This window comes from Paraburkholderia sp. BR10923 (assembly GCF_040948765.1).
Classification (GTDB): Bacteria; Pseudomonadota; Gammaproteobacteria; order Burkholderiales; family Burkholderiaceae; genus Paraburkholderia; species Paraburkholderia youngii.
This window is the reverse complement of record NZ_JBFPKO010000009.1, coordinates 127,692-149,026: the sequence shown is the minus strand read 5'-3', so window position 1 is coordinate 149,026 and position 21,335 is coordinate 127,692. Positions and strand designations below refer to the sequence as shown.

18 protein-coding genes and 1 pseudogene are annotated in these 21,335 nt (G+C 60.3%); 15 read left to right on the top strand and 4 right to left on the bottom strand.

The features are described 5' to 3' along the window. The first annotated feature begins 477 nt into the window (after nt 1–477). The 6 genes from AB3X94_RS18950 (at nt 478) to AB3X94_RS18925 (ending at nt 9,016) form a co-directional block, all read left to right on the top strand. Nucleotides 478–2,727, top strand: coding sequence for a polysaccharide biosynthesis tyrosine autokinase (locus tag AB3X94_RS18950; protein WP_368589485.1), 2,250 nt, complete (start codon nt 478–480; stop codon nt 2,725–2,727). Nucleotides 2,728–2,786: 59 nt separating this feature from the next. Beyond that, a complete protein-coding gene (locus AB3X94_RS18945) occupies nt 2,787–3,902 on the top strand; it encodes a glycosyltransferase family 1 protein (RefSeq protein ID WP_176107586.1) in 1,116 nt (371 codons plus the stop codon). A 2-nt stretch (nt 3,903–3,904) separates the two neighbouring features. Continuing rightward, nucleotides 3,905–5,362, top strand: coding sequence for a hypothetical protein (locus AB3X94_RS18940; protein ID WP_176107587.1), 1,458 nt, complete (start codon nt 3,905–3,907; stop codon nt 5,360–5,362). A gap of 69 nt (nt 5,363–5,431) precedes the next feature. Beyond that, a complete protein-coding gene (locus AB3X94_RS18935) occupies nt 5,432–6,442 on the top strand; it encodes a glycosyltransferase family A protein (protein WP_176107588.1) in 1,011 nt (336 codons plus the stop codon). Between the two features lie 15 nt (nt 6,443–6,457). Next, nucleotides 6,458–7,774 carry a lipopolysaccharide biosynthesis protein gene (locus tag AB3X94_RS18930; RefSeq protein ID WP_176107589.1) on the top strand — a complete coding sequence of 439 codons (1,317 nt, stop codon included), beginning with the start codon at nt 6,458–6,460 and terminating at the stop codon, nt 7,772–7,774. Between the two features lie 51 nt (nt 7,775–7,825). Further along, a complete protein-coding gene (locus AB3X94_RS18925; RefSeq protein WP_176107590.1) occupies nt 7,826–9,016 on the top strand; it encodes a glycosyltransferase family 4 protein in 1,191 nt (396 codons plus the stop codon). Here AB3X94_RS18925 and AB3X94_RS18920 read toward each other — a convergent pair. Then, nucleotides 8,992–10,299 carry an O-antigen ligase family protein gene (locus tag AB3X94_RS18920; RefSeq protein ID WP_368612343.1) on the bottom strand — a complete coding sequence of 436 codons (1,308 nt, stop codon included), beginning with the start codon at nt 10,297–10,299 and terminating at the stop codon, nt 8,992–8,994. The genes AB3X94_RS18925 and AB3X94_RS18920 overlap by 25 nt on opposite strands. A gap of 635 nt (nt 10,300–10,934) precedes the next feature. Here AB3X94_RS18920 and AB3X94_RS18915 point away from each other — a divergent pair. From AB3X94_RS18915 to AB3X94_RS18900, 4 genes are read left to right on the top strand one after another with little or no spacing between them, the layout of a single operon-like run. Beyond that, the gene (locus AB3X94_RS18915; RefSeq protein ID WP_176107592.1) at nt 10,935–12,455 is read left to right on the top strand and encodes a mannose-1-phosphate guanylyltransferase/mannose-6-phosphate isomerase; all 1,521 of its coding nucleotides are present in this window, start codon (nt 10,935–10,937) and stop codon (nt 12,453–12,455) included. A 41-nt stretch (nt 12,456–12,496) separates the two neighbouring features. Next, nucleotides 12,497–13,879, top strand: coding sequence for an undecaprenyl-phosphate glucose phosphotransferase (locus AB3X94_RS18910; protein ID WP_368612342.1), 1,383 nt, complete (start codon nt 12,497–12,499; stop codon nt 13,877–13,879). Between the two features lie 2 nt (nt 13,880–13,881). Next, nucleotides 13,882–14,967 (top strand): sugar-transfer associated ATP-grasp domain-containing protein, encoded by a 1,086-nt coding sequence (locus AB3X94_RS18905; RefSeq protein WP_176107594.1) that lies wholly within the window; start codon nt 13,882–13,884, stop codon nt 14,965–14,967. A gap of 35 nt (nt 14,968–15,002) precedes the next feature. Next, nucleotides 15,003–15,338 (top strand): hypothetical protein, encoded by a 336-nt coding sequence (locus AB3X94_RS18900; RefSeq protein WP_176107595.1) that lies wholly within the window; start codon nt 15,003–15,005, stop codon nt 15,336–15,338. Between the two features lie 22 nt (nt 15,339–15,360). On the opposite strand, the gene AB3X94_RS18895 is transcribed toward AB3X94_RS18900, so the two are convergent. Continuing rightward, complete coding sequence (locus AB3X94_RS18895) at nt 15,361–15,774, bottom strand: hypothetical protein (RefSeq protein ID WP_176107596.1); 414 nt, start codon at nt 15,772–15,774, stop codon at nt 15,361–15,363. 68 nt (nt 15,775–15,842) lie between these two features. Further along, nucleotides 15,843–15,935 (bottom strand): annotated as a pseudogene (locus tag AB3X94_RS18890) (RraA family protein); the annotation flags it as partial. 210 nt (nt 15,936–16,145) lie between these two features. Here AB3X94_RS18890 and AB3X94_RS18885 point away from each other — a divergent pair. Genes AB3X94_RS18885 through AB3X94_RS18875 form a run of 3 tightly spaced genes read left to right on the top strand, consistent with a single transcriptional unit; the run spans nt 16,146 to nt 17,594 of the window. Continuing rightward, nucleotides 16,146–16,595: a hypothetical protein gene (locus AB3X94_RS18885; RefSeq protein ID WP_368612341.1), complete on the top strand. Its 450-nt coding sequence runs from the start codon at nt 16,146–16,148 to the stop codon at nt 16,593–16,595. Continuing rightward, nucleotides 16,595–17,158: a lysozyme gene (locus AB3X94_RS18880; protein ID WP_176107598.1), complete on the top strand. Its 564-nt coding sequence runs from the start codon at nt 16,595–16,597 to the stop codon at nt 17,156–17,158. Before AB3X94_RS18885 ends, AB3X94_RS18880 begins: the two co-directional genes overlap by 1 nt. Then, nucleotides 17,142–17,594, top strand: coding sequence for a hypothetical protein (locus AB3X94_RS18875; RefSeq protein ID WP_176107599.1), 453 nt, complete (start codon nt 17,142–17,144; stop codon nt 17,592–17,594). The genes AB3X94_RS18880 and AB3X94_RS18875 overlap by 17 nt, the downstream gene beginning before the upstream one ends. Nucleotides 17,595–17,698: 104 nt before the next feature. Here the strand turns inward: AB3X94_RS18875 and AB3X94_RS18870 are convergent, their stop codons facing one another. Continuing rightward, nucleotides 17,699–18,634: a LysR family transcriptional regulator gene (locus AB3X94_RS18870; RefSeq protein ID WP_368612340.1), complete on the bottom strand. Its 936-nt coding sequence runs from the start codon at nt 18,632–18,634 to the stop codon at nt 17,699–17,701. Nucleotides 18,635–18,770: 136 nt separating this feature from the next. Between AB3X94_RS18870 and AB3X94_RS18865 the strand changes: the two genes are divergently transcribed. Both AB3X94_RS18865 and AB3X94_RS18860 read left to right on the top strand, forming a co-directional pair. Next, nucleotides 18,771–20,114: an MFS transporter gene (locus AB3X94_RS18865; RefSeq protein WP_368612339.1), complete on the top strand. Its 1,344-nt coding sequence runs from the start codon at nt 18,771–18,773 to the stop codon at nt 20,112–20,114. 31 nt (nt 20,115–20,145) lie between these two features. Further along, nucleotides 20,146–21,321: an L-rhamnonate dehydratase gene (locus AB3X94_RS18860; protein ID WP_368612338.1), complete on the top strand. Its 1,176-nt coding sequence runs from the start codon at nt 20,146–20,148 to the stop codon at nt 21,319–21,321. Nucleotides 21,322–21,335: the final 14 nt, after the last annotated feature.

Sequence of the window (21,335 nt, the reverse complement as noted above, 5' to 3'; positions counted from 1 at the left end):
CAAGGCTTTCCAGCTTCTGTTTCATTTGTAAAAGGCTCCGCATTATCGGCCAATAGCACCCTACTTTGGGCCGCCGGCGAATGCCCCGATCCTTTGCGGACTATGCTTCACCGCAACATCGAGAGAGAAATTGTCAATCGCGGATTACGTGAATGGCGGGCACCGCATTCGCTGATTCGTGAGAAGAACAATCGGCAATGCCGCGGTGGATAAGCAATAGGTGTGTAGCCTCCCGTGCTTCGAGAGGTCCCGAACACGGCTCCCCGACCTAACCCGACACAGCACGTCGCTTCGCCGTGCTGCCAGCCAATCCAGGGTCTATCCGGCCGGCGGCATAAATAGCGACGTGGCGACGCAAAGCGATCGCCGATCGCTTTGTTTCATCAACCTGCAAGGATCAGACCGGTGGATTACTATCCGCAAAACTCGCTCTATCCCGCTGTTGATACCGAGCGCAGACAACTCAGTGCCAGCGGGATGCTTACGCTAATGCGTGACCACATCTGGGAGATCGTGGTGACGACGGTCGTCGTCCTCACGCTCGCGGTCGCGTATCTTCTGATTACCACCCCCATCTATTCCGCCGACGTAATCGTTCGGGTGGACCCGCCCGAGCCGAATGCGCTCGGACTTGCGTTGCAGAACCAGGACCTGTTGCCGCCTCCGACGCCGTCGTCGGTAACGGAAATGGCGGTGATGGAAAGCCGGTCGGTTTTGCAGCCGGTGATCGACCAGTTCCGTTTCGACATTTCGGTAAAGCCGCACAAGCTTCCGGTGCTCGGCGACATCGCCGAAAAATTTGCTACACCGGGACAGCCTTCGGCGCCGTGGCTCGGCCTGAAATCGTATGCATGGGGCGGTGAGCGCGTGCAGATCGCGGCGCTCGACGTGCCGCGCGAACTCGAGGAAGAGAAGCTGACCTTGACCGCGCTCGACAATGGCGGCTTCGAATTGCATGGCCCGTCCGGCGAGTTGCTGGCGAGTGGCACGGTCGGCATGCCGCTCAAGCAGAACGGCGTGTCGATGCTCGTGAAGGAACTCGCTGCGCGGCCCGGCACGAAATTCGAAGTGATCCGCTGGAATGAGCTCGATGCGATCAAGCGCTTCGAGAGTCTGATCAAGATCGGCGACAAGGTGAAAGACTCGGGGTTGCTGCAAATCCAGTATCGCGACAAGAGTCCGGACAAAGCCGCTGCCGTCGCCAATGCATTGGGACAGCAATACCTCGCCTCCGCGGTGGCGAGCCGACAATCGAACGACACGCAGACGCTCGCGTTCATTAACGGCGAACTCCCGCGTCTACTCGCCGATCTGCGAAAAGCCGAGGAAGCGCTGAAGAGCTTCCGCTCGAACTCGCAATCGATGCAGCCGACCAACGAGGCGCAAGCCTATTTGCAGGGCGGCCTCGATCTCGACAAGCAGATCGCGACGTTGCAATTGCAGCGCACGCAAATGCTCGAGCGCTATACGCCGCAGAGCCGCTGGGTGCAGAACATCGACGAGCAACTGGCGCAATTGAAAGAAGCGAAAGCGAAATTCTCCGACCATTTCAACGGCATGCCGGCGTCGGAGCGCGAGAGCGTCGATCTGATCCGCGCGCAGAAGGTGGCTGAAACGGTGTATCTCGGCATGGTCCAGAAGGCTGAGCAATTGCAGGTGCGCCGCGCCAGCACGACGGGCGGTGCGCATATTCTCGATCCGGCGATGAGACCGCATATGCCGGTCATGCCGCAGCCGATTCTCGTGCTCGGCGGCGGATTGATGCTCGGTATCGTGTCCGGCGTCGTGTTGGTCTTCATGCGCCGCCACGTGATGATCGGCGTGACTGACCCGCGCTACGTCGAGCGCCAGATGAGCGTGCCGGTGTTTGGCGAGATTCTGTTCAGCCATCAGCAAGTGCTGCTCGATCGCGATGCGACCGCAGGCCGAAAATCTCTGCCGCCAGCGACCGGGCGTGCCCATCCGCCGCTGCAGAAGAGTCTGCACGAGATTCAGCTCGATAAGGGCATTCCGAACAGGATCCTCGCCGCGCGCTTTCCACACGACGCGTCGGTCGAAGCGCTGCGCAGCGTACGGACCGCCGTCACGCGCGATCTCGCGCATGCACGCAACAACATCGTCATGGTCATCGGCCCCACGCCGTCCGCCGGCAAGAGCTTCGTCGCGGCGAATCTGGCGATCCTGCACGCGGAAGTCGGTCAGCGTGTGGTGCTGATCGATGCCGATATGCGGCGTGGCCATCTCGCCTCGCTATTCAACGAGAGCAATCGTGGAGGCCTATCCGAAGTGCTGTCCGAACGCTTGCCGTTGCGCAATGCGTTGCGCTCCACCCGCATCGACGGATTGACGTTCCTGTCGTGCGGCGTGCGCCCGGAGAATCCCGCCGCGCTGCTGATGAAGCCGCGCCTGAAGGATGTTCTTGAGCGGCTGTCGAGCCAGTTCGATCTGGTGATCATCGATACGCCGCCTTTCCTCGCGGTCACCGACGCCTCGATCGTCGCGAACGAGGCGGGCGCATCCCTGCTCGTGCTGCGCTCTGGTATGCAGAGCGAGGAGGAGATCGCCGACACGATCAGAAAGGTGGAACGCGCGGAAGGGCGCATCGCGGGCGCGGTGTTCAACGGCATACCGCTGCGTCGAAGCACGAAGAATTACGGCTACGAAACGAACTATGCCAGCGATTTCGGCGAAAACGACGCCGGGCAGCAAGCGCCGCGAGGCGCCTGAGCGTGTGGAGGCCTCAACGCGGCAACGCGCGTTCGCGATGGCGTAAAACGGAGAACCAGATGGCCTTTGCAATCAACGGAAAGTTTACTTCGCAGTCCATCACGGGGGTTCAACGCGTGGCGTATGAGCTGACGAGGGCCATGCAGATGCGCGCCGCGCCCGGTGACGAACCGGAATTGTTCGTGCCACAAAACGCAGTCGAGCCCGGGGCGCTGCTCAGACCGCAGCGGCGCTTTCCGTGGCTGCGTGGCACGTTGTGGGAGCAGATCACGCTGCCGATCGCTGCTCGCGGGATCACACTGCTCAGTCTGTGCAATACGAATCCGCTGTTCAAGCACAGTCAGGTCGTGATGGTTCACGACATGGCCGTCTTCGACGTGCCGCAAGGCTTTTCGAGGAAATTCCGGCTCTGGTATCGCATCGTCTTCACGCTATTGCCGCGCACGCATCCGATCGTTCTGACGGTGTCGACGTATTCGAAAATGCGGATCTGCCATCACCTGAAGATCGACGAATCGCGTGTGAAAGTGGTGGCGCCCGGCGCGGATCATCTCGACCGGATCGTGGCCGACCCGTCGGTGCTGCAACGGCTCGAATTGAACAAGGACGCGTATTGCGTGATCGTCGGCAGTCTCGACCCGCGCAAGAATCTGCGCGGCGTGCTGGACGCAATTGCGCGGCTCGGGCATCTGCGCGACGTGAAATTCGTCATCGTGGGAAAACAGTATCCGCGCATCTTCAGCAGTGCGGGCGTTGAGCATCCGCTGCAGTCGCGGCAGGTGGTGTGGGCCGGATTCGTGTCCGACGAGGAGCTGAAGGGGCTCTACCAGAACGCTGGATGCCTCGTGTTTCCGTCGTTGTACGAAGGCTTCGGCCTGCCGCCTCTGGAAGCGATGTATTGCGGCTGTCCGGTGATCGCGTCGACGCGTACGTCGATACCGGAAGCGTGCGGGGATGCCGCGATGTACTGCGACGCGGCCTCCGCGGACGACATCGCCGCAAAGATCGAGCAGATGATGAGCGACGCCGATCTGCGTCAACAATACCGCAGCGCTGGGCTGCTGCATGCGCGCGAGTTTCGCTGGGAGCGCGCGGCGCAACAAGTGCTCGAAATCCTCGATGTAAAGACCGGCGAGCGGCTGCCTGAACTGGCACCGCGCGCGTCAGCGAGCTAGCGATGGATCGCGTCAAGACCGGTGCTGGCAGAAGACGTGCGTTGCGCACACTCGCCGCGTTGGCGGCGGGGGCGGCCACGCCATTGTCGGATATCAGGCCCGCTCTCGCGTTGGTACAGGACCCTGCGCCCGCGCGCGCGCGCGGCCGCATGATGAGCGATCTGATCGGCGTGAACGGCTGGGCCGGATCGGTTGCCGACATCGAGATGTGGCGAGCGATGGGCATCAGCTGGGGGCGCGACACGGTCGGCCCGGGCCAACCTGATCGGCGCGGCGAGCCGATGCGCATCGACAAAACCAGCTCGGCGTACGATGTCGACCTGCCGTCCAGACTGTTGCGAAATGAACGCAATGGAATCGGTTCGCTGCTGATGCTCGGCTTTACGCCGAGATGGAATGCGAGCGTGCCGGGCGAAAACAATTCGGCACCCGTCGACGTGGATGCATGGAAGCAGTACGTCGACGCGGTGGTCCGCAAGTATTCCGCGCCGCCTTATAACCTGCGCTATTTCCAGATCTGGAACGAGGCGGCTGGAAAATTGTCCGGCGGCTTGCAGCAGTCGGTGTTCTGGCGCGGCCCGGGGTTCAGCAAGGACGAAAAACGCTCGAAACCGTACGAGAGCGCGATGCAGGATTACGTCGAGCGGGTTCATATTCCGGCCGCCCGCATCATTCGCAGTCATCACGCGTTCGTGGTGTATGGCGGCTGGCCCGACCAGGGCGGCCTCGATAACTTCTACCGCTGGCTCGAATATCGCAGTCCGGCATTGAAAGAGCGCATGCTCGATTGGGTCGACTACATCGACACGCACTATTTGCCGGTCGCCGACATGGAACCGCTGTACCAGAGGTACGTGAAGAACGGTCCCGCACGCGGCATCTGGCAAACCGAGATCGGCAACGAGTACATGAAAGACCCGCACTATTTGCCGCGCTATTTCTTCGACTTCGCGGTGTGGGCGCTGGGCAGGAACTGGGACGATCCGAACAAGTACCTGTCGATGATCTATCACTGGGAGGGCTATGAACCGTATCGTCTCACGCATCCCGGTCCGCCCGAACGAACCTACAACGTTTCCGGTCGAAGCTTGGTCGTGTTGCGACAAACCGTGGGTGGGCATCTGGCGAGTTTTTCGAAGCCGCTGCAATGCGGTCCGGGTGTTGCTGCAAATGCTTTGGTTTCCGGCAACGACCTGGTGATGCAGGTGAGCAGCAGCGCGGGCTGGCAGAACATTTCCATCGGCGGGCTGCAGGCGCTGCGCTCGCATGCGGTAAAGGCCGATTTCATCGACGCGGTGAATGGCGAGGCGAGCGCACCGGACAATGTCGCATTGAGTTGGGACAACGATTTGATGAACGTGCGATTCAAGGTACCCGACAAGGTGAATGGTGCTGGTAACAATCCGCCCAAACATCTGGCTTATCTGGTGGTACGGAGTGCGGCGCAGGCAGTGGCATAGCGAGATTTCGCGAACTTTGCGGCCGCCGGGAGCCGGCGGACCGAACCTGATGGATAGCGTTGACACATCATGAAACAGGTCACCATTGCGATTTGCAATTACAACTACGAGCACTATCTGGCGGCGGCGATCGACTCGGCGCTCGCGCAGGACTATCCGGCGACCACGGTCATGATCGTCGACGATGGATCGACCGACGGGTCACGCGCGATCATCGAAGGCTACGGCGACCGCGTCGTGTCGGTGTACAAGAAAAATGGCGGACAGGTGTCCGCCTACAACTATGCAATCGCGTCGCTCACCACCGAGTTTGTGATCTTTCTCGATTCGGATGACGTGCTGTACCCATCCGCAGTCACCGAGGTCATGCGCTTTTTCGAGCACGGCGAGTGGGCGAAGGTGCAATTCCGCCTCGACGTGATGGACAGCAATGGAGAATTGACGGGTGCCTACGTGCCGAATAGCGAGCCGCCCCCCGACTGCAGCAGTCTGCTGCGCGGCGGTTGGCTCTATCCGTCGCCGCCCGCGTCTGGCAACGCTTACCGGGTGAGTGCGCTCAAGCAGATCTTCCCGGTCCCCGAAGAGGGCGTGAATCGCTATGGCGCGGACTTTTACGCGATCTATGGCGTCGCGCTGGCTGGACCGATCGCGACTTTGTCGAAGTCGCTAGGCGGCTACCGTGTGCATAACGCGGGCAGTGAAACGGTGTCGTTCGCAAACTCGGAACAACTGACGAAAGCGCCGCGCGCGTTCAACATGCGCTGGGCCATTCTGCGCAATATTGCAAAAGACCGCCTCGACATTGAATTACCGGCCACATTTCTCGACTTTTCACACGAGAAAGCGACATTCTGCTCTTCCGTTTATCGCGCGACGTTTTTCAGGCGTTGGCACTGGATGCTCCGCGATTCGCGCAACTATCTGCACACGATCATTGCAAATCCGTTCTGGAGCCTGAAGAAGAAGCTCGGCACCCTCGTACTGTCGAGCCTGTGTCTCGTGCCGTACTCGCCGCTGTCGGATTTCGCGGTGCGTTATATCGCGAACCCGCTTGCGCGCCGTCGCGTCGCAGGACGCTAGGCGAAGGAGGACGGCATGGATAGACGAACGAGCACCAACCTGATCGTATTTGTGTACGCCGGCTATTTCATGAGGTATGTGTACCTCATGATCGTGGTGCCGTTCTATGGCAGGGTGCTTGGCGTGGCCGAATACGGGCGGGTACTCGCGTCGATGTCGCTGATGAACGTGATATGGATGTTCGTCGGCTTCGGCTTCACCTTCGTCGGCATGCGCGAGGTGGCGAAAGCGCAGTCGACTCAGGAATGCAATGCGATCTATTCGCTGCATGTCAGCGCGCGGCTGACACTCGCCGTGATTGGCGCGGGCATAGGCATCGTTGCGACGTTCTGCTCACCGTTGTTGGCGGAGCAGCCTCTGATCGGCATGCTCGCAACCCTGCTAGGGATCGTGTCGGCGTGCAATCTCGGCTGGCTGTTTCAGGGGCGGCAGCAGATTCGCACGCCGATCATGATCGAAGTGTTCGGCTTCGCGCTGAGTCTCGTGCTGGTGCTGGCGCTCGTCAAAGGTCCGAACGACGCCGTATGGGTGTTGGCGAGCCTGCTGATTGCGGGCGTCGCGTCGCTGGTCATTGCGTATGGTTTGACGACGTGGCAACTCGGTTGGCCGCGTCTGGCGTTTTCCGGCGTCCTGCCGCTCGTGCGCAGGTCGACGATGCTGTTCTGCTTTTCGTCGGGCTCGGTCGTGCTGACGGCATCGTCGACGTATTTGCTGACCTTGTTCTCGACGCCCGCGGAGGTCGGCTATTTCGGCGCGGCCGAGCGTTTCGCGACGATCGGTCTGAGCCTGATGGCCCCCGCGGCGCAAGTCTTTATTCCGACGATAACCCGGCAACTCGCGCAGGGCGACAAGGCGGGCGCGCATGTAACGACGCGGCGCGGCGCCTTGTTGCTGCTCGGCTATGGCGTGCTCGTGCTGTGCGGCGCATTGACGCTTTCGCCTTTCGTGTTGCCGCTGATTCTCGGCGCCGCGTTCGAGCCGAGTGTGCACGTATTGCAGGTATTTGCATGGATGTTCCCGTTCGCGGCCTTCAATGAGTTCGTCGCGTTCTATGTATTCGTACCGCGGAGGAATGACCGGGTACTCGCGATTGCGGGCGTCGCCTCGGCGCTGGTCAATCTCGCGGCGGCGCTCGTTCTCGCGCCGCCTTTCGGCGCGATTGGCATGGCCTCTGCTCGGGTGATCGGCGAAGCAGCGCTCTCGGTCACGCTGCTCAGCGTGCTGATTCGCCTCGAGCTGGTCGGGCTGTTGCCCGGCGCCGAGCGGGCGCTCGCGCGGGTGCGGGTGGTGTGTGGGCTTCGTACGCAGGCGGGCGGCGCAAAAGACGATTGAAGTGGCGCGTGGGTGTGCGGGAGTTTGGGTGGATTGTCACAGGAGGTCGAAGTGAAAGTCGCTATTGTTCACGATTGGCTGGTAGTGTCCGGCGGCGCCGAGAAAGTATTGAAGAACATCATCGAGTGCTTCCCGGATGCGGACGTCTTTTCGATTGTCGATTTTCTCGAAGACCGCGATTGCGTGAAGGGGAAGTCCGTCAATACGTCCTTCATCCAGAAGATGCCATTTGCGCGAAGACGATACCGCGCCTATTTGCCGTTGATGCCGATTGCTATCGAGCAGGTGGATCTGTCCGGCTACGATCTCGTCATTTCGAGCTCCCACGCGGTTGCCAAAGGCGTGTTGACCGGGCCGAACCAGGTGCACATCAGCTACATTCATTCGCCGATCCGCTATGCGTGGGATCTGCAACATCAGTACCTGCGCGAATCCCACCTCGACAGGGGACTGCGCTCCGCGTTGGCGCGAGTGCTGCTTCATTACATTCGCGGCTGGGATTCGCGTTCTGCGAACGGCGTCGATCATCTCGTTGCTAATTCCCAGTTCATTGCACGGCGAATCAGAAAGGCCTATCAGCGTGAAGCGACCGTGATCTATCCGCCAGTCGATCTGGCGAATATGTCCATTGGTACGGAGAAAGAGGATTTCTACGTGACGGCGTCGCGGATGGTGCCTTATAAGCGTATTGATCTGATCGTTCAGGCTTTTTCGCAGACGCCCGAGCGCAAGCTGGTCGTGATCGGCGACGGTCCCGATATGAAGAAAATCAAAGCGGTGGCCGGCGACAACGTCAAGATCCTCGGGCATCAGCCGTCCGACGTGCTGGTCGATCATTTGCGGCGCGCGCGTGCATTCGTGTTCGCGGCGGAAGAGGATTTCGGCATTTCCGTGGTCGAAGCGCAGGCATGCGGTACACCGGTGATTGCCTTCGGCCGCGGCGGCGCGCTTGAATCGGTGGTGGGATTGCCGCTCGAGCGGCCCACCGGGGTCTTCTTCGGCGAGCAAAGCACCGCTTCCTTGCTCGAAGCCGTTAGCCGTTTCGAGAGCAACGCCGCCTTATTCGATGCACGTGTGTGCCGCAAGAATGCCGAGCGTTTTTCGTCTGAGAACTTCAAGAAGGCGCTGATGGGCTTCGTCGATGCCCGGCTCCCCTATGCGTGCGTCGAGCAGTTCCTTCCCTATGCGCCGAGTCAGTCGCTGCCGGCCGAAGAACGTCATCTTGCCGACGTTGCGCCGTGAGTCGGGCGCCGGGGTACGGGCTGGGTAGCTCGCGCACCCACGACGCCCGCCTTGCGCGCACCGCGCGGGCCGGGCCTGAATGCGGTGGCCGCGAGCGGACGCGCGGCTAGCAGCAGCGAGATTACAAGAGAAAGAATCAATACATTCGACGGCGTGACCAGCCGATGCTCGGTTGCCGACATCACCAGCAGGCATACCGACGAAATCTCGACGAAGCGGAACGCCGCGAAGTGGCGGCCCCCCTCGACCAACGCGGCATACGCCGCCCCCTGCTTGCTCCATTCCACCAGTTTCCAGAAGAACGCGAGGATCAGCGTCAAGCCCACGACGCCGAGCTCGGCGAGGATATTCAGGTACGAGTTGTGAGCGTGCGAGTCGCTGTGCTCGATCACGATGTCGGACGGTACCGCGAACAGATGGAAGTACGAGGTGAGGCTGCCGATATGGTCGTCGAACGAGCCGAAGCCGAGACCGACGAGCGGGCTTTGCACGAAATACGCGAGCGCTCGTGGCCATAGCCACTCGTAGCGGATGTTGAGGTTGTTGACCTTGGCGTCGTTGGCGTGAATCGCGAATGTGTAGCCCATGTAGTCGACGTTCGGCTGCGTATGGTAGATCGCGATGGCGGCCGAGGCGAGCAGCAGCACGGCGATCAGCGTACCGAGAATCCAGCGCTTGCGGCCAAAGTACAGGTAGGGGAGAACGGCCACCGCGCCGAGCAGCGAGCCGCGGCTGTAGGTCGAAAACAGCATCAGCGTAGTGCAGAACAGCAGCGCCATTATCAGCTTGCTGCGCTTTTGCAGGTAACACGCCACACCCAGACAGAACAGCATCGCCAGGAAGCCGCCGGCCGCGTTACGGGCAATGAAGTAGCTGCCGAAGGTGTCGTTAGGGTGAATGAAGATGCTGAACAGCCCGTTCGTGGCGATGTAGTACGCGTACATCGGCAGATTGATGACGACTGCGAAGATGAACAACGAACGCAGCACCTTGTTCATATCCCAGCGGTGCGCATACACACAACCGGCAAAAATGGGCAGATAGGAGATGAAGAAATTGCCGTCGCGCCGATAGAACTCGAATTCGAGGAACGACTGCGGATCATAGAGCAACGTCGAGATGATCGCGAGCACCGTGAAAGCGGTAAGCGGCGTGATGAACGCGGGATAGGTGCGGCCGTAAAAGCGCCATGCCAGCAATAGCAGCGGGACGAAGCCGATCGCACTGAGCGGCACGAAGTTCGTGACCGTCATGAACAGTGCGAGTAGCGAAAGATAGGCCATTGCAGCTCCAGAAAAACGGATGGCGCGCCGGTTGGGGTTGTGCCCATGCGCTGGATGATGGCGAGATTGAGAACAGCGAAAGACTTACAGCGTGGCCGTGCGGGATCACACCGCTGTTTGTCTTTGACAGGAATGCCACGGGACGTTCATTAAACGGTAGCACGTGTCGCTGCTTATTTCCATCGTGCGCACTGCAATAGAAGTGCAAGCTCGTTCGCAAGCTTGCGAAATCCGGTCCGCGAGCGCCGCCAAAACTTCCGCGCTTCGCGCCAGATGACCTGTGTCGCAAGGCGCTCTCACTATGATGAATCCATCGGGGCACGACGTCGACCAGATCCGATGTACGTCGTTGCCACATTCGTTCTTTCGTTTTCAAATCGTTTTCCGGTCGTCGTTGTCGAGCAGACCACTGCGATTCGGCCAGTCAGTTTCTGTACTTCCAGCTCGCGCCGGATTTGCCGTCGGCGCGTGCCTCTATCACTGTGAACTGAACTACTGGTCTGGTCCGTTTGACGCGGACGCCCTGTCGATAAATCACATCAGACGGTATTTGCGTGGATCGCGGCACACCGCGTCGTTCGGTGTCGTCCAGGAAGACGCGTTCCCGAGCCGGTTTCAATGCGAAGGAGTTTGCGATGGGTAAGGTTACCGCGGCAGCCGCCGCAGTGGATGTCGAAACGATACGACAGGATGCCGCCGAGTCGGATTTCCCGACGCTCGTGCAGGTGATTCTCGCCGGTGGTTCCGGCACCCGGTTGTGGCCGGTGTCGCGCGAACAGTTTCCCAAGCAACTGATCGACGTGATCGGTAAGCAGACTTTGCTGCAAGCGACCATGGGGCGCATGGCGGGCTTCGATGCCGCATGGAACGTCGCGGCCGATCCGGTGATCGTATGCGGCACCGAGCATTATTTCGCCACTTACGAACAGGCGCGCGAGATCGGCGTGAACGCGCGGATCGTGGTCGAGCCCGCGCGTCGCGATACGGCGCCGGCACTGACGCTTGCCGCGCTGACGGCATGCACGGAAGACGAAGACGCGATCCTCGTCGCGATGCCAGCCGACCATGCGATCGCGAATCTGGAAGCGCTGCATCACTCGCTCCACATCGCCGCAACGCATGCGCGCAACGGCGCGATCGTCACGCTAGGCGTGCCGCCCGAACGGGCCGATACGGGCTTCGGTTATATCCGGCTCGGCGATGCATTGCCCGACGGCGCGCGTCGCATCGAGCGCTTCGTGGAGAAGCCCGCGGCGGAACTCGCGGCCCAGTACGTCGCGTCGGGCAATTACTGGTGGAATAGCGGCATCTTCGTCGTGCGGGCGTCGGTGTGGCTCTCGGTCATCCAGCAGTTTCAGCCGGACATGCACACGGCCTGCATTCAGGCGTATCGCGACGCGAAGAAGACTGAAGAATGCATCATGCCGGACGCCGACGGGTTTCTCGGTTCGCCGTCCGACTCGATCGACTATGCGGTGATGGAACAGCTAGGCAAACCTGAGTCGGCGTTTTCGGGCGTGGTGGTGCCGCTCGAAGCGGGGTGGTCCGATCTCGGCTCGTGGGATGCCGTGTGGCAAGCGATGGAGAAGGACGAGTGCGGTAACGCGGCCAGCGGCCGCGTGCTGTTCGAAGGAGCCACCGCGACCTACGCACGCTCGCAAGGAGGCAGGCTTCTCGCTTGCGTCGGCACCGACAACATGATCGTGATCGAAACCGACGACGCGGTGCTCGTCGCGGATCGCTCGCATGTGCAGGACATCAAGGGACTCGTGTCGAGGATCAGGGCCGAGAAGTCACCGGAAGCCGATGCTCACAGAAAAGTCCGCCGCCCGTGGGGTTTCTATGACTCGATCGATCATGGCGAGCGCTTCCAGGTGAAGCGCATCGTCGTGATGCCGGGCGGCCGTCTGTCGTTGCAGATGCATCATCATCGCGCCGAGCATTGGGTGGTGGTGTGCGGCACCGCGCTCGTCACGCGTGGAGAAGAGCAGTTTCTCCTCGGCGAAAACGAATCGACCTACATCCCGCTAGGTGTTCGCCATCGGCTCGAAAATCCGGGCCGCGTACCGCTGCAGATCATCGAAGTACAGTCCGGCACTTATCTCGGCGAAGACGACATCGTGCGTTTCGACGACAAGTACGGGCGTTGTGGCTGATGCGACGAAGTCGACCTGATACGTCCTATGAGGGGGCTGTGATGCGATTGCTGACTGGTCTGCTGGCGAGAGCGTTCGACGTCGCGATGATCGTGGCTGGGGCCTTCGCGGCCTCACAGGTGCGCTTCGACGGCGGCTCGCAACGGAGCTTCTATTTCGCGTTCGTCGCTTTTGCCGCGGCGTTTGCTCTCGCGGTCTTTCCGGCGCTCGGCGTATACGAGTCCTGGCGGGGCCGCTCGAAAAGAGTGCTGGCGAGCCAGGTGGCGCTCGGCTGGCTCGTCGTGCAGGCGTGCGCGATGGTGCTGATGTTCTCGCTGCACCGGATCGACATCGTGTCGCGGCTCTGGTTCGTGTACTGGACCGGCATTTCGGGCGCCGCGATGATGTCCGGCCGGCTGGTCACGCATGCGCTGCTCGGCCGCATGCGCCATGCGGGGATGAACTTGCAGCAGGTCGCGGTGGCGGCGTGCGGCGATCATTGCGACGAGATCATTCGCAAGATCGAGACCTCGCCCGCTGCCGGCTTTCGGGCGAATGCGTTGTATAACCTGCACCCCGAGTGTTGCGTGCCGCCGCACCCGTCGGTGCAGGTGTTCGAAGAACAGTCCGCGTTCGCTCGCTACGTGCGCGAGCAGCAGATCGGCGAAGTGTGGCTGGCACTGCCGCTCACCGAGGAGCGCGCGATTCTCAAGCTGGTGGCGGAGTTTCGCAACGACCTGATCAATGTGCGCTTCATGCCCGACGTGCGCTCGCTTGCGCTGTTCGAAGGCAGCATGACCGAGTTGCTCGGCTTGCCGACGATCAATCTCGCCGCGTCGCCGCTGCCGCCCAAGGCGTTGGTGCAGAAAGACCTGTTCGACCGTCTGTTCGCGCTCGTCGCTTTGATCGCGATCTCGCCGATCCTGCTGGGCTGCGCGATAGCCGTCAAACTGAGTTCGCGCGGGCCGGTGTTCTTCAAGCAGCGCCGCAAAGGCGCCGACGGCCGCGTATTTACGATCTACAAGTTCCGCACGATGCGCTTGCACGAGCAGAAGCCGGGCATTCTCGAACAGGCGACGCGCGGCGATCCACGCATCACCAGCGTCGGTGCGTTCCTGCGCCGCACGAGTCTCGACGAACTGCCGCAGTTCTTCAACGTGCTGCGCGGCGATATGTCGGTGGTAGGGCCGCGTCCGCATGCGCTCGAACATGACGATCTCTATCAGAACATCGTGTCGGGCTATATTCAACGTTATCGGATCAAACCCGGCATTACCGGCTGGGCGCAGATCAACGGATATCGCGGCGAGACCGATCGCCTCGAAAAAATGGAAGGCCGTGTTGCACACGATCTGTACTACCTGCGCAACTGGTCATTCTGGCTCGACATGAAGATCATTCTGGCCACGATTTTCAAGGGGCTTCATCATCCAAACGCGTACTAAGCATGATGCTATCCGGAGTTGAAAACGTAGTGAGACGATCAGCAAAGCGGGTCTCGCTTTACCGCTTTCACCACGATCACGGCATGCAGGCGAGAAGAATATTGGAGCGACTGGAAAGCAGATATGGCAAGGCCGACCCGAACAACCTGCGGCTCGCGGACGCCTATGCGCGGGACGTGTTCGGTGACCCGGTCTACGCGCCCTGGCTGCGCGTTTATACCGCGTTTTGCGGCACATTCAAGGAAGGCTGGATTCCGGACAACTACTATGGGATCGTCGTCGTGCCGCATCTGAAAGGCTGGTACGGCAAGATTTCGAGCCTTAAGCCGATTTCACGGCTGATTTTCGACGGCGACGAATTGCCGGACCTGGCGTACTTTGCCAACGGGCTGTTCTTTACGGACAAAAGCGTCGTGGTACCCGAGCGCGACGTGAAGGACGTCGTGTTCGAACATACCGAGCGCGTCGCCTTCAAGCTCGACGGTTCCGGACAGGGCAATGGTGTCTACTTCTTCGACCGTGCCAACTTCGACCCCGCGGTCATCAGGTCGCTCGGCAATGGCGTGATTCAGACTTTCATCGACCAGCACAGTTTGTTCACTGCGTTTGCTTCGAAACCGGTGGCGACGTTGCGCTTCACGACCGTGGTGGACGACGCCGGCCGCATTTCCGTTCGAGCCTGCTACTTGCGGCTCGGCAGAGCCGAAGATACGCATGTGCTGGCGAATCGCGAAATATGCGTGTCGGTCAATCTCGAGACGGGCGAACTGTGCGACTTTGGGTATATGAGCGACTGGGGCGCGGTGGAGGCGCATCCGGACTCGGGCGTGCACTTTGCGGGCGTGAAGATTCCGTGTTTCGACAAATGCATGGCGACCGTGCTGCGCCTGCACAGGAAGATTCCGTTTGCGCGCTGCATCGGCTGGGATCTCACGGTCGACGCGAACGACCAGGTCAAGTTGATGGAGTGGAACGGCAAGCACAACGACGTCAAATTCAGCGAGGCGACGCAAGGCCCGTGCTTCGCGGATCTGAACTGGGAACGGCTCAGGGCCGAACCTGACTTTGGACGGCTGCCACCGGTCTGACCGGGCAGGACAATAAACGCAGCGGGAGACGCGACGTGAGCGAACAGTTATGGTGCGTCCACATCGAAGGGCTGAACGACTTCATTGCCGTCGATTCTGAGGAATCGGCGCGGCACGAGGCGTCGGCGATCAATGCGTATATCGATCGCGCCGACAGAAGCTCGCGTGCCGCGCGTTTGCGCGCGGTGGTGCTCGAATGGCCGTTCAGCGCCGACGGTCACGCCAGAGCGCTGGATACCGACTGGCACGATCTGCAGCATATGCCGCATAGACAGCAGGCTGCGGCGCGCCCCGACAGCGTGCTGTCGAATCTCGCGCGGCGCGTCAAGGAACTGCTGGGTGTCGCGCGCGCGGACAGGGACGATGCCTGAACCGTGGCGATGGCAAACCGCGTTACGCGGGCAGCGGCACCTCCTCGATCAGATCCGCGTTCACCGCGCGAATCCTGCGGTCGACAAAGTAACCGCCGCCTTCGACGTAGCGCAAGTACAGTCGCCCGCACGTCGAGCATTGCCATACGCCGCAGCGGTTGTACGGGAAATAGCGCGGCGCGATCGGCGCATCGGCCGACCAGTAGCTCGTCTTATTGGGCAGATATTCGCTGAAGGTCGGCTCGGGATCGTCTTCCGGCATCAGCGTGCCGATCTCCTCCAACAAGGTTTTGTCGAGTGAAAGCGGTTGCGATTGCCAGCCGTCGAGGGGAGTGCGCGTGCATTCGCAAGGCGCGGCGGCGCGTTGTTGTTCCAGGCGCCGCTGCGCCGCGCGCGCGAGGTCGAGAAGGGTTGCAGTGTTCAGGTAGTGCGCCATGTGGCTAGTAGCAAGGGGTTCATGAGCCGTTCATCATCCGGTTGCGCTGCGTCGCGAGTCGCATCATTGATCACGAGCAGGTCGCCGGTGCGGCAGAATTCGAACGCGCGATGAATCGCGAGATTGTCGCCGGGGCGTGTATGGGTCGTCAATGCGGTGCCGGGGCCGTCAATTCCTGACGACCAGGGGGCGGCTCAATGCCGCCTTTTTCTAGTCACGCCGCCTAAGCAGGATATGCAATAAAAATAAGAAACGCGACACCATTGTAAATAGTTGTCAAAAACGGCTTATCCCAATTTAAAACGGTTGACCGTGGTCCGTTTCAGGTGTCAATTCTCGGGGCATCACCCCGAAACCTGATGAGGACTTCAATGGAGCAACAGAGACAGCAGAACACTTGGAGCGTTGAGGAGGAAGTATGCGGGGTTTGCCGCATTACCTATTCGATATATTCCAATTTTCCCCCAATGCCATCCGCAATGGCCTTGAACGCCGAGACTGGGGAGTTCTTTCCATTCGATAAGCTCCGCTCGCTTCCAACCGGTTACGCCATGGCCGAGGCCCTGGGATATGCATGGACGTGCAATTGTCGCGAACGCAAGGCAGAGTCAGCGCTAACGTCGAACGATCGGACTCACGACGAGCAATACACACTCAAAGATGCTGGCGACCGGACTATGCGCGACACGTATTACACGGTTCGTCTGCCGTCTGGTTCGCTCGTACATGGCGTTACAGATGGTTTGGGGCGCACTAAACGCTACAAAACGAACGGCGCTCAATCCATATCTATTTATCTTGGTCACCGAGAGGACGCGTAATGCCCGACGCACTTGGAACAGCGATAACGAATACCAATCCGAATTCATGCGTGACTGTCCATTCGGGCAGACTCTGCAAGCCATGGAAGATATCGCAGCAAGGGATAACTTTCATTGCAGGCTGGGAAGCTTTCAAGCCACATATGTACGACAACGACGGTGCAGGTAAAGGAGGTAATGCAACTATTGGGTATGGACATCTGGTTCATATGGGGCCAATATCAGGAGCGGTGTCTGAAGCGCAATTTCGTAATGGCATAACAATTGCCGAGGCCCGAGAATTGTTGCTGCTTGACCTTGATTACCCTGAGCACATTCTAAATAGAAAGATTCGCGTTCCACTATATCAGTACGAGTACGATGCGCTCGTTTGCTTTGTATATAACCTTCCAAGTGGTAACGCTGGCTTGTTGAGTCTTGTTAACTCGGGTCACTATGACCGCGTACCGGCCAAATTTTTGGATTACACGATGGCTGGCGGTGTGCGGCCGCGTGGACTGATCAAGCGTCGTCGCTCAGAAGGCAATCTTTTCAAAGAAGGAAATTATGACCACAACCGTTAAAACCATCGGGGCGGTACTGATGATATCGGCGTCTATTTCAGCGTTGGCGGATACGGCATGTGAAGAGAAGGCAAAAACGCGAAACGATTTTCTTGCCTGCACCAACGCCGACACAGAAAAAATTCTTGCGAACGCAGAGAAGCTGTATCGAGGCATCAGGAAAGGTACGACTGGAGATAAGCAGATTGCTCTCGACAAGAATTTTGGAATCTGGAATGAAAGAATGTCATCGGACTGTACATTGATTGCTTATTCGTTTAACGAGTGGAGTGATCGCTATGCTCCCGATACGGGTTTTCAGGTTGCGGAATGCCGCTTAAATATCGCTTCGCAGGAACTGGAGTTCTATAAGTGGCTGTCTTGTCCCGAAGATATGGAAACGTCAAAAATTCCAAAATGTGCTGCAGTCAATCGGTTACTTCGAAGAGGTCGGTAACAAGGATTGGAGAGGGACGCGATGAATTTGTGCCGACTGTGAACAGGACGATGAAATAGTTCTTCTCCTCCGAGACGTCGAATAGCAGCGCTTCACAGAAGCCCTCACGCCGCACGAATCGAATCGATGACCAGTTGCATCGCCGGCGTGACGCGCCGGTTTCTGCGCAGAATCAGCCCATATGGTGCGAGCCGGCCGCGCAACGGCGTCGCGACCGCGGCAATCGCATCGAGCGCGACGTAGTACTGCGCGACCGAACTCGGCAGCACGGCGAGCATGTCCGAATCGCGCAGCAACGACAGCGTGGTCAGAATCGACGACGTCTCGACCGTGCTGACCGGCGGCGCGACGCGCGACTCGCGAAACGTTTGATCGATGACCTGGCGCATCGGGCTCGGATGCGGCTGGATGATCCACGGATAGCGCGCAAGGTCCGCGAGCTTCGGCGGCGTCCGAGCTTGTTTGCCTGCTTTCACGGCGGGATGATCGGGCCGCACGACGATCGACAGCGCCTCTTCCGCCAACGTCTCGAAGCTCAGGTCGAGTGCCGGAAAACCATCGGGAATCCGACCGATCACTATATCGAGCTGATCCTGTTGCAGCGACTGCACCAGCACGTCGCTGGTGTCGATCGTGACCGCCATCTGCAGGCGCGGATGCGCCTCCTTCAGCTTGACGATCGTGTGCGTCAGCAGTTCGGGCGACGGCGCCATCACCGCGCCGATGCGTACCTTGCCGATGTCGCCGGCCTCGATGCCGGCCAACTCCTCGCGCAGCTCGTCGAGATCCTCGAACACGACACGCGCATAGCGCATCACGGCCTCGCCGAAGATCGTCGGCTCCATGCCGCGCGCATGTCGCACGAACAGCGATACACCGAGCGTGTCTTCGAGATCCTGCAAGGCCTTGGTCGCTGCGGGCTGGGTCATCGCGAGATCGTCCGCGGCGCGCCGCAGCGATTCGGTTTCCGACAGCGCGACCATCAGTTGCAGATGACGTAGGCGCAGACGCTTGCGGATGGTGGAGGCGGGCGGGATCATGAGCGATAACTTTAAGGAATCGGCCGATACGAATTATTCAGTGGTCAGTTATCGGATAGTTTCGCACACTAGCGCTTATCGCCGAACGGCAATCGCGACGCCTTTCGCGTTGACAAGACCAAACTGGAGACGACGCATGACGATGACCGCGAGCCCCGCGCTCGACAGCGCGATTACCAAAGCGCGCACGAGGCTGCTGCCTTTTCTGATCCTGATGTACGTACTGGCGTTCATCGACCGCGCGAACGTCGGCTTCGCGAAGAACGTGCTACAGGCCGACACCGGCTTGAGCGACGCGGCGTTCGCCTTCGGCGCCGGCATTTTCTTCGTCGGCTATGCGGTGTTCGAAGTGCCGAGCAATCTGCTGATGTACCGCTTCGGCGCGCGCGTCTGGATGAGCCGCATCATGGTCACGTGGGGCATCGTGTCCGCGTGCACCGCCATCGTCGACAGCGCCACGAGCTTCTATGTGCTGCGCACGCTGCTCGGCATCGCCGAAGCCGGTTTCTTCCCCGGCATCATCCTGTTCCTGTCAAACTGGTTTCCCGCGAAAACGCGCTCGCAGACGATGGGGATGTTCTATTTTGGCTTCCCGCTCGCGCTGTTGCTCGGCAGCCCGATATCGGGTCTGCTGCTCGATGCGGGCAATCCCTTTGGCATGCATCCGTGGCAGTGGCTCTTTGTCGTCGAGGGGCTCGCGGCGTCGGTGGTGGGTGTCGTCGCTTACTTCTATCTGACCGACCGGCCCGTCGAGGCGCGCTGGCTCCATGCCGATGAGCGTGATGCGCTCGATCACGCATTGCGCCAGGAAGACCGCCAGAAGCTCGAGCATGGTCCGGCTTCGGTGCTGGCGGCGCTGCGCGATTCGCGCGTGCTGTTCTGCGGCCTGATCTACTTTGCGGTGCAGATGAGCGTGTACGGTGTCGTGTTCTATCTGCCGACGCGCATCGCCGGGCTCGCAAGCGGTGGCCACGTCGGCGTCGAGGTCGGACTGCTGACCGCGATTCCGTGGATCGCCGCGATCATCGGGACGTTCTGCGTGACGCGCTACGCCGACCGTCACGGTCATCACCGTATCTGGGCCGCTGCGATGCTCGCGCTCGCGGCGATCGGCATTGCCGCGTCCGCGATGACGTCGTCGGTGACGCTGGCGATTGCCGCGTTCTGTTTCGCCGCGATCGGTTTCGTCTGCGTGCAGCCGCTGTTCTGGACGCTACCCACCGGTTACCTGGGCGGCGCCGCGGCCGCGGGCGGCATCGCGTTGATCAATTCGATCGGCAATCTCGGCGGCTTCGTCGCACCGAACCTGAAGGGGCTGGCCGAGCGCGCGATCGGCTCGTCGCAGGCGGGGATGTTCTCGCTCGCGGTGGTCGGCCTGATCGGCGCATTGCTGCTGCTGACGTTCCGCTTCACGTCCGCTGCCGCTTCCAGTTCCGTCTCTCATCGCAATAGCCCGCTCAGCGAACGCACGGGCCACTGACTCACCGACTCTCAGAAGGAAATCGTCGAACATGAAGATCAAGCATATCCGTACGCGTGTTTTCGAGTGGAAAGGCAAAGTCGTCCCGCCGCAAGCGCATTTCTGCACGAACGCGGTCGATATTCTGTACGAGCGCGGCGACGCGATGGGTTCATTCCGCTTTCACGGCTGGCTCGTCGTCGAAGTCGAATGCGACGACGGCACGGTGGGCATCGGCAATTGCGCGCTCGCGCCGCGCATCGCGAAGCAGATCATCGACGAATACCTTGCGCCGATCGCGATCGGCGAAGATCCGTTCGACAACGAGTACATCTGGCAGAAGATGTATCGCCGCACGCTCGCCTGGGGCCGCAAAGGCATCGGCATGGCGGCGATCTCCGCGATCGATATCGCGCTGTGGGACATCATGGGCAAGGCCGTGAAAAAGCCGGTGTTCAAGCTGCTCGGCGGCCGCACGAAAGAAAAGATCTGGTGTTACGCGTCGAAGCTCTACAACAACGACGACCGCGATGCGTTCCTCGGCGAAGCACAAGGCTACCTGGACAGCGGCTTCACCGCGATGAAGATGCGCTTCGGCTACGGCCCGAAAGACGGCCCGAAAGGCATGGCGAAAAACATCGAACAAGTGCGTCTGTTGCGTGAACTGGCCGGCGACGAAGTCGACATCATGCTCGAATGCTATATGGGCTGGACGCTCGAATACGCGCGCAGAATGCTGCCGCGCCTCGCAGAATTCAATCCGCGCTGGATCGAGGAGCCGGTGATCGGCGACGACATCGAAGGCTATCAGGAGCTGAAGAAGATGAACCTGATGCCGGTGTCGGGCGGCGAGCACGAGTTCACGAGCTACGGCTTCAAGGATCTGCTCGAACGCCGCGCGATCGACGTGATCCAGTACGACACGAATCGCGTGGGCGGCATCACGGCGGCGCGCAAGATCAATGCGATGGCCGAAGCGTGGTCGGTGCCGGTTATCCCTCACGCGGGGCAGATGCACAACTATCACCTGACGATGTCGAGCACCGCGAGTCCGATGTCGGAGTTCTTCCCTGTGTTCGACGTCGAAGTGGGCAACGAATTGTTCTACTACATCTTCGAAGGCGAGCCGCAACCGGAAAATGGCTATCTGCAACTGTCGGACGACGTGCCGGGCCTGGGCATCCAGTTGAGCGACAAGTATCTTGCCGATTTCAACATCGTCGAATGAATCGACAGACCCGA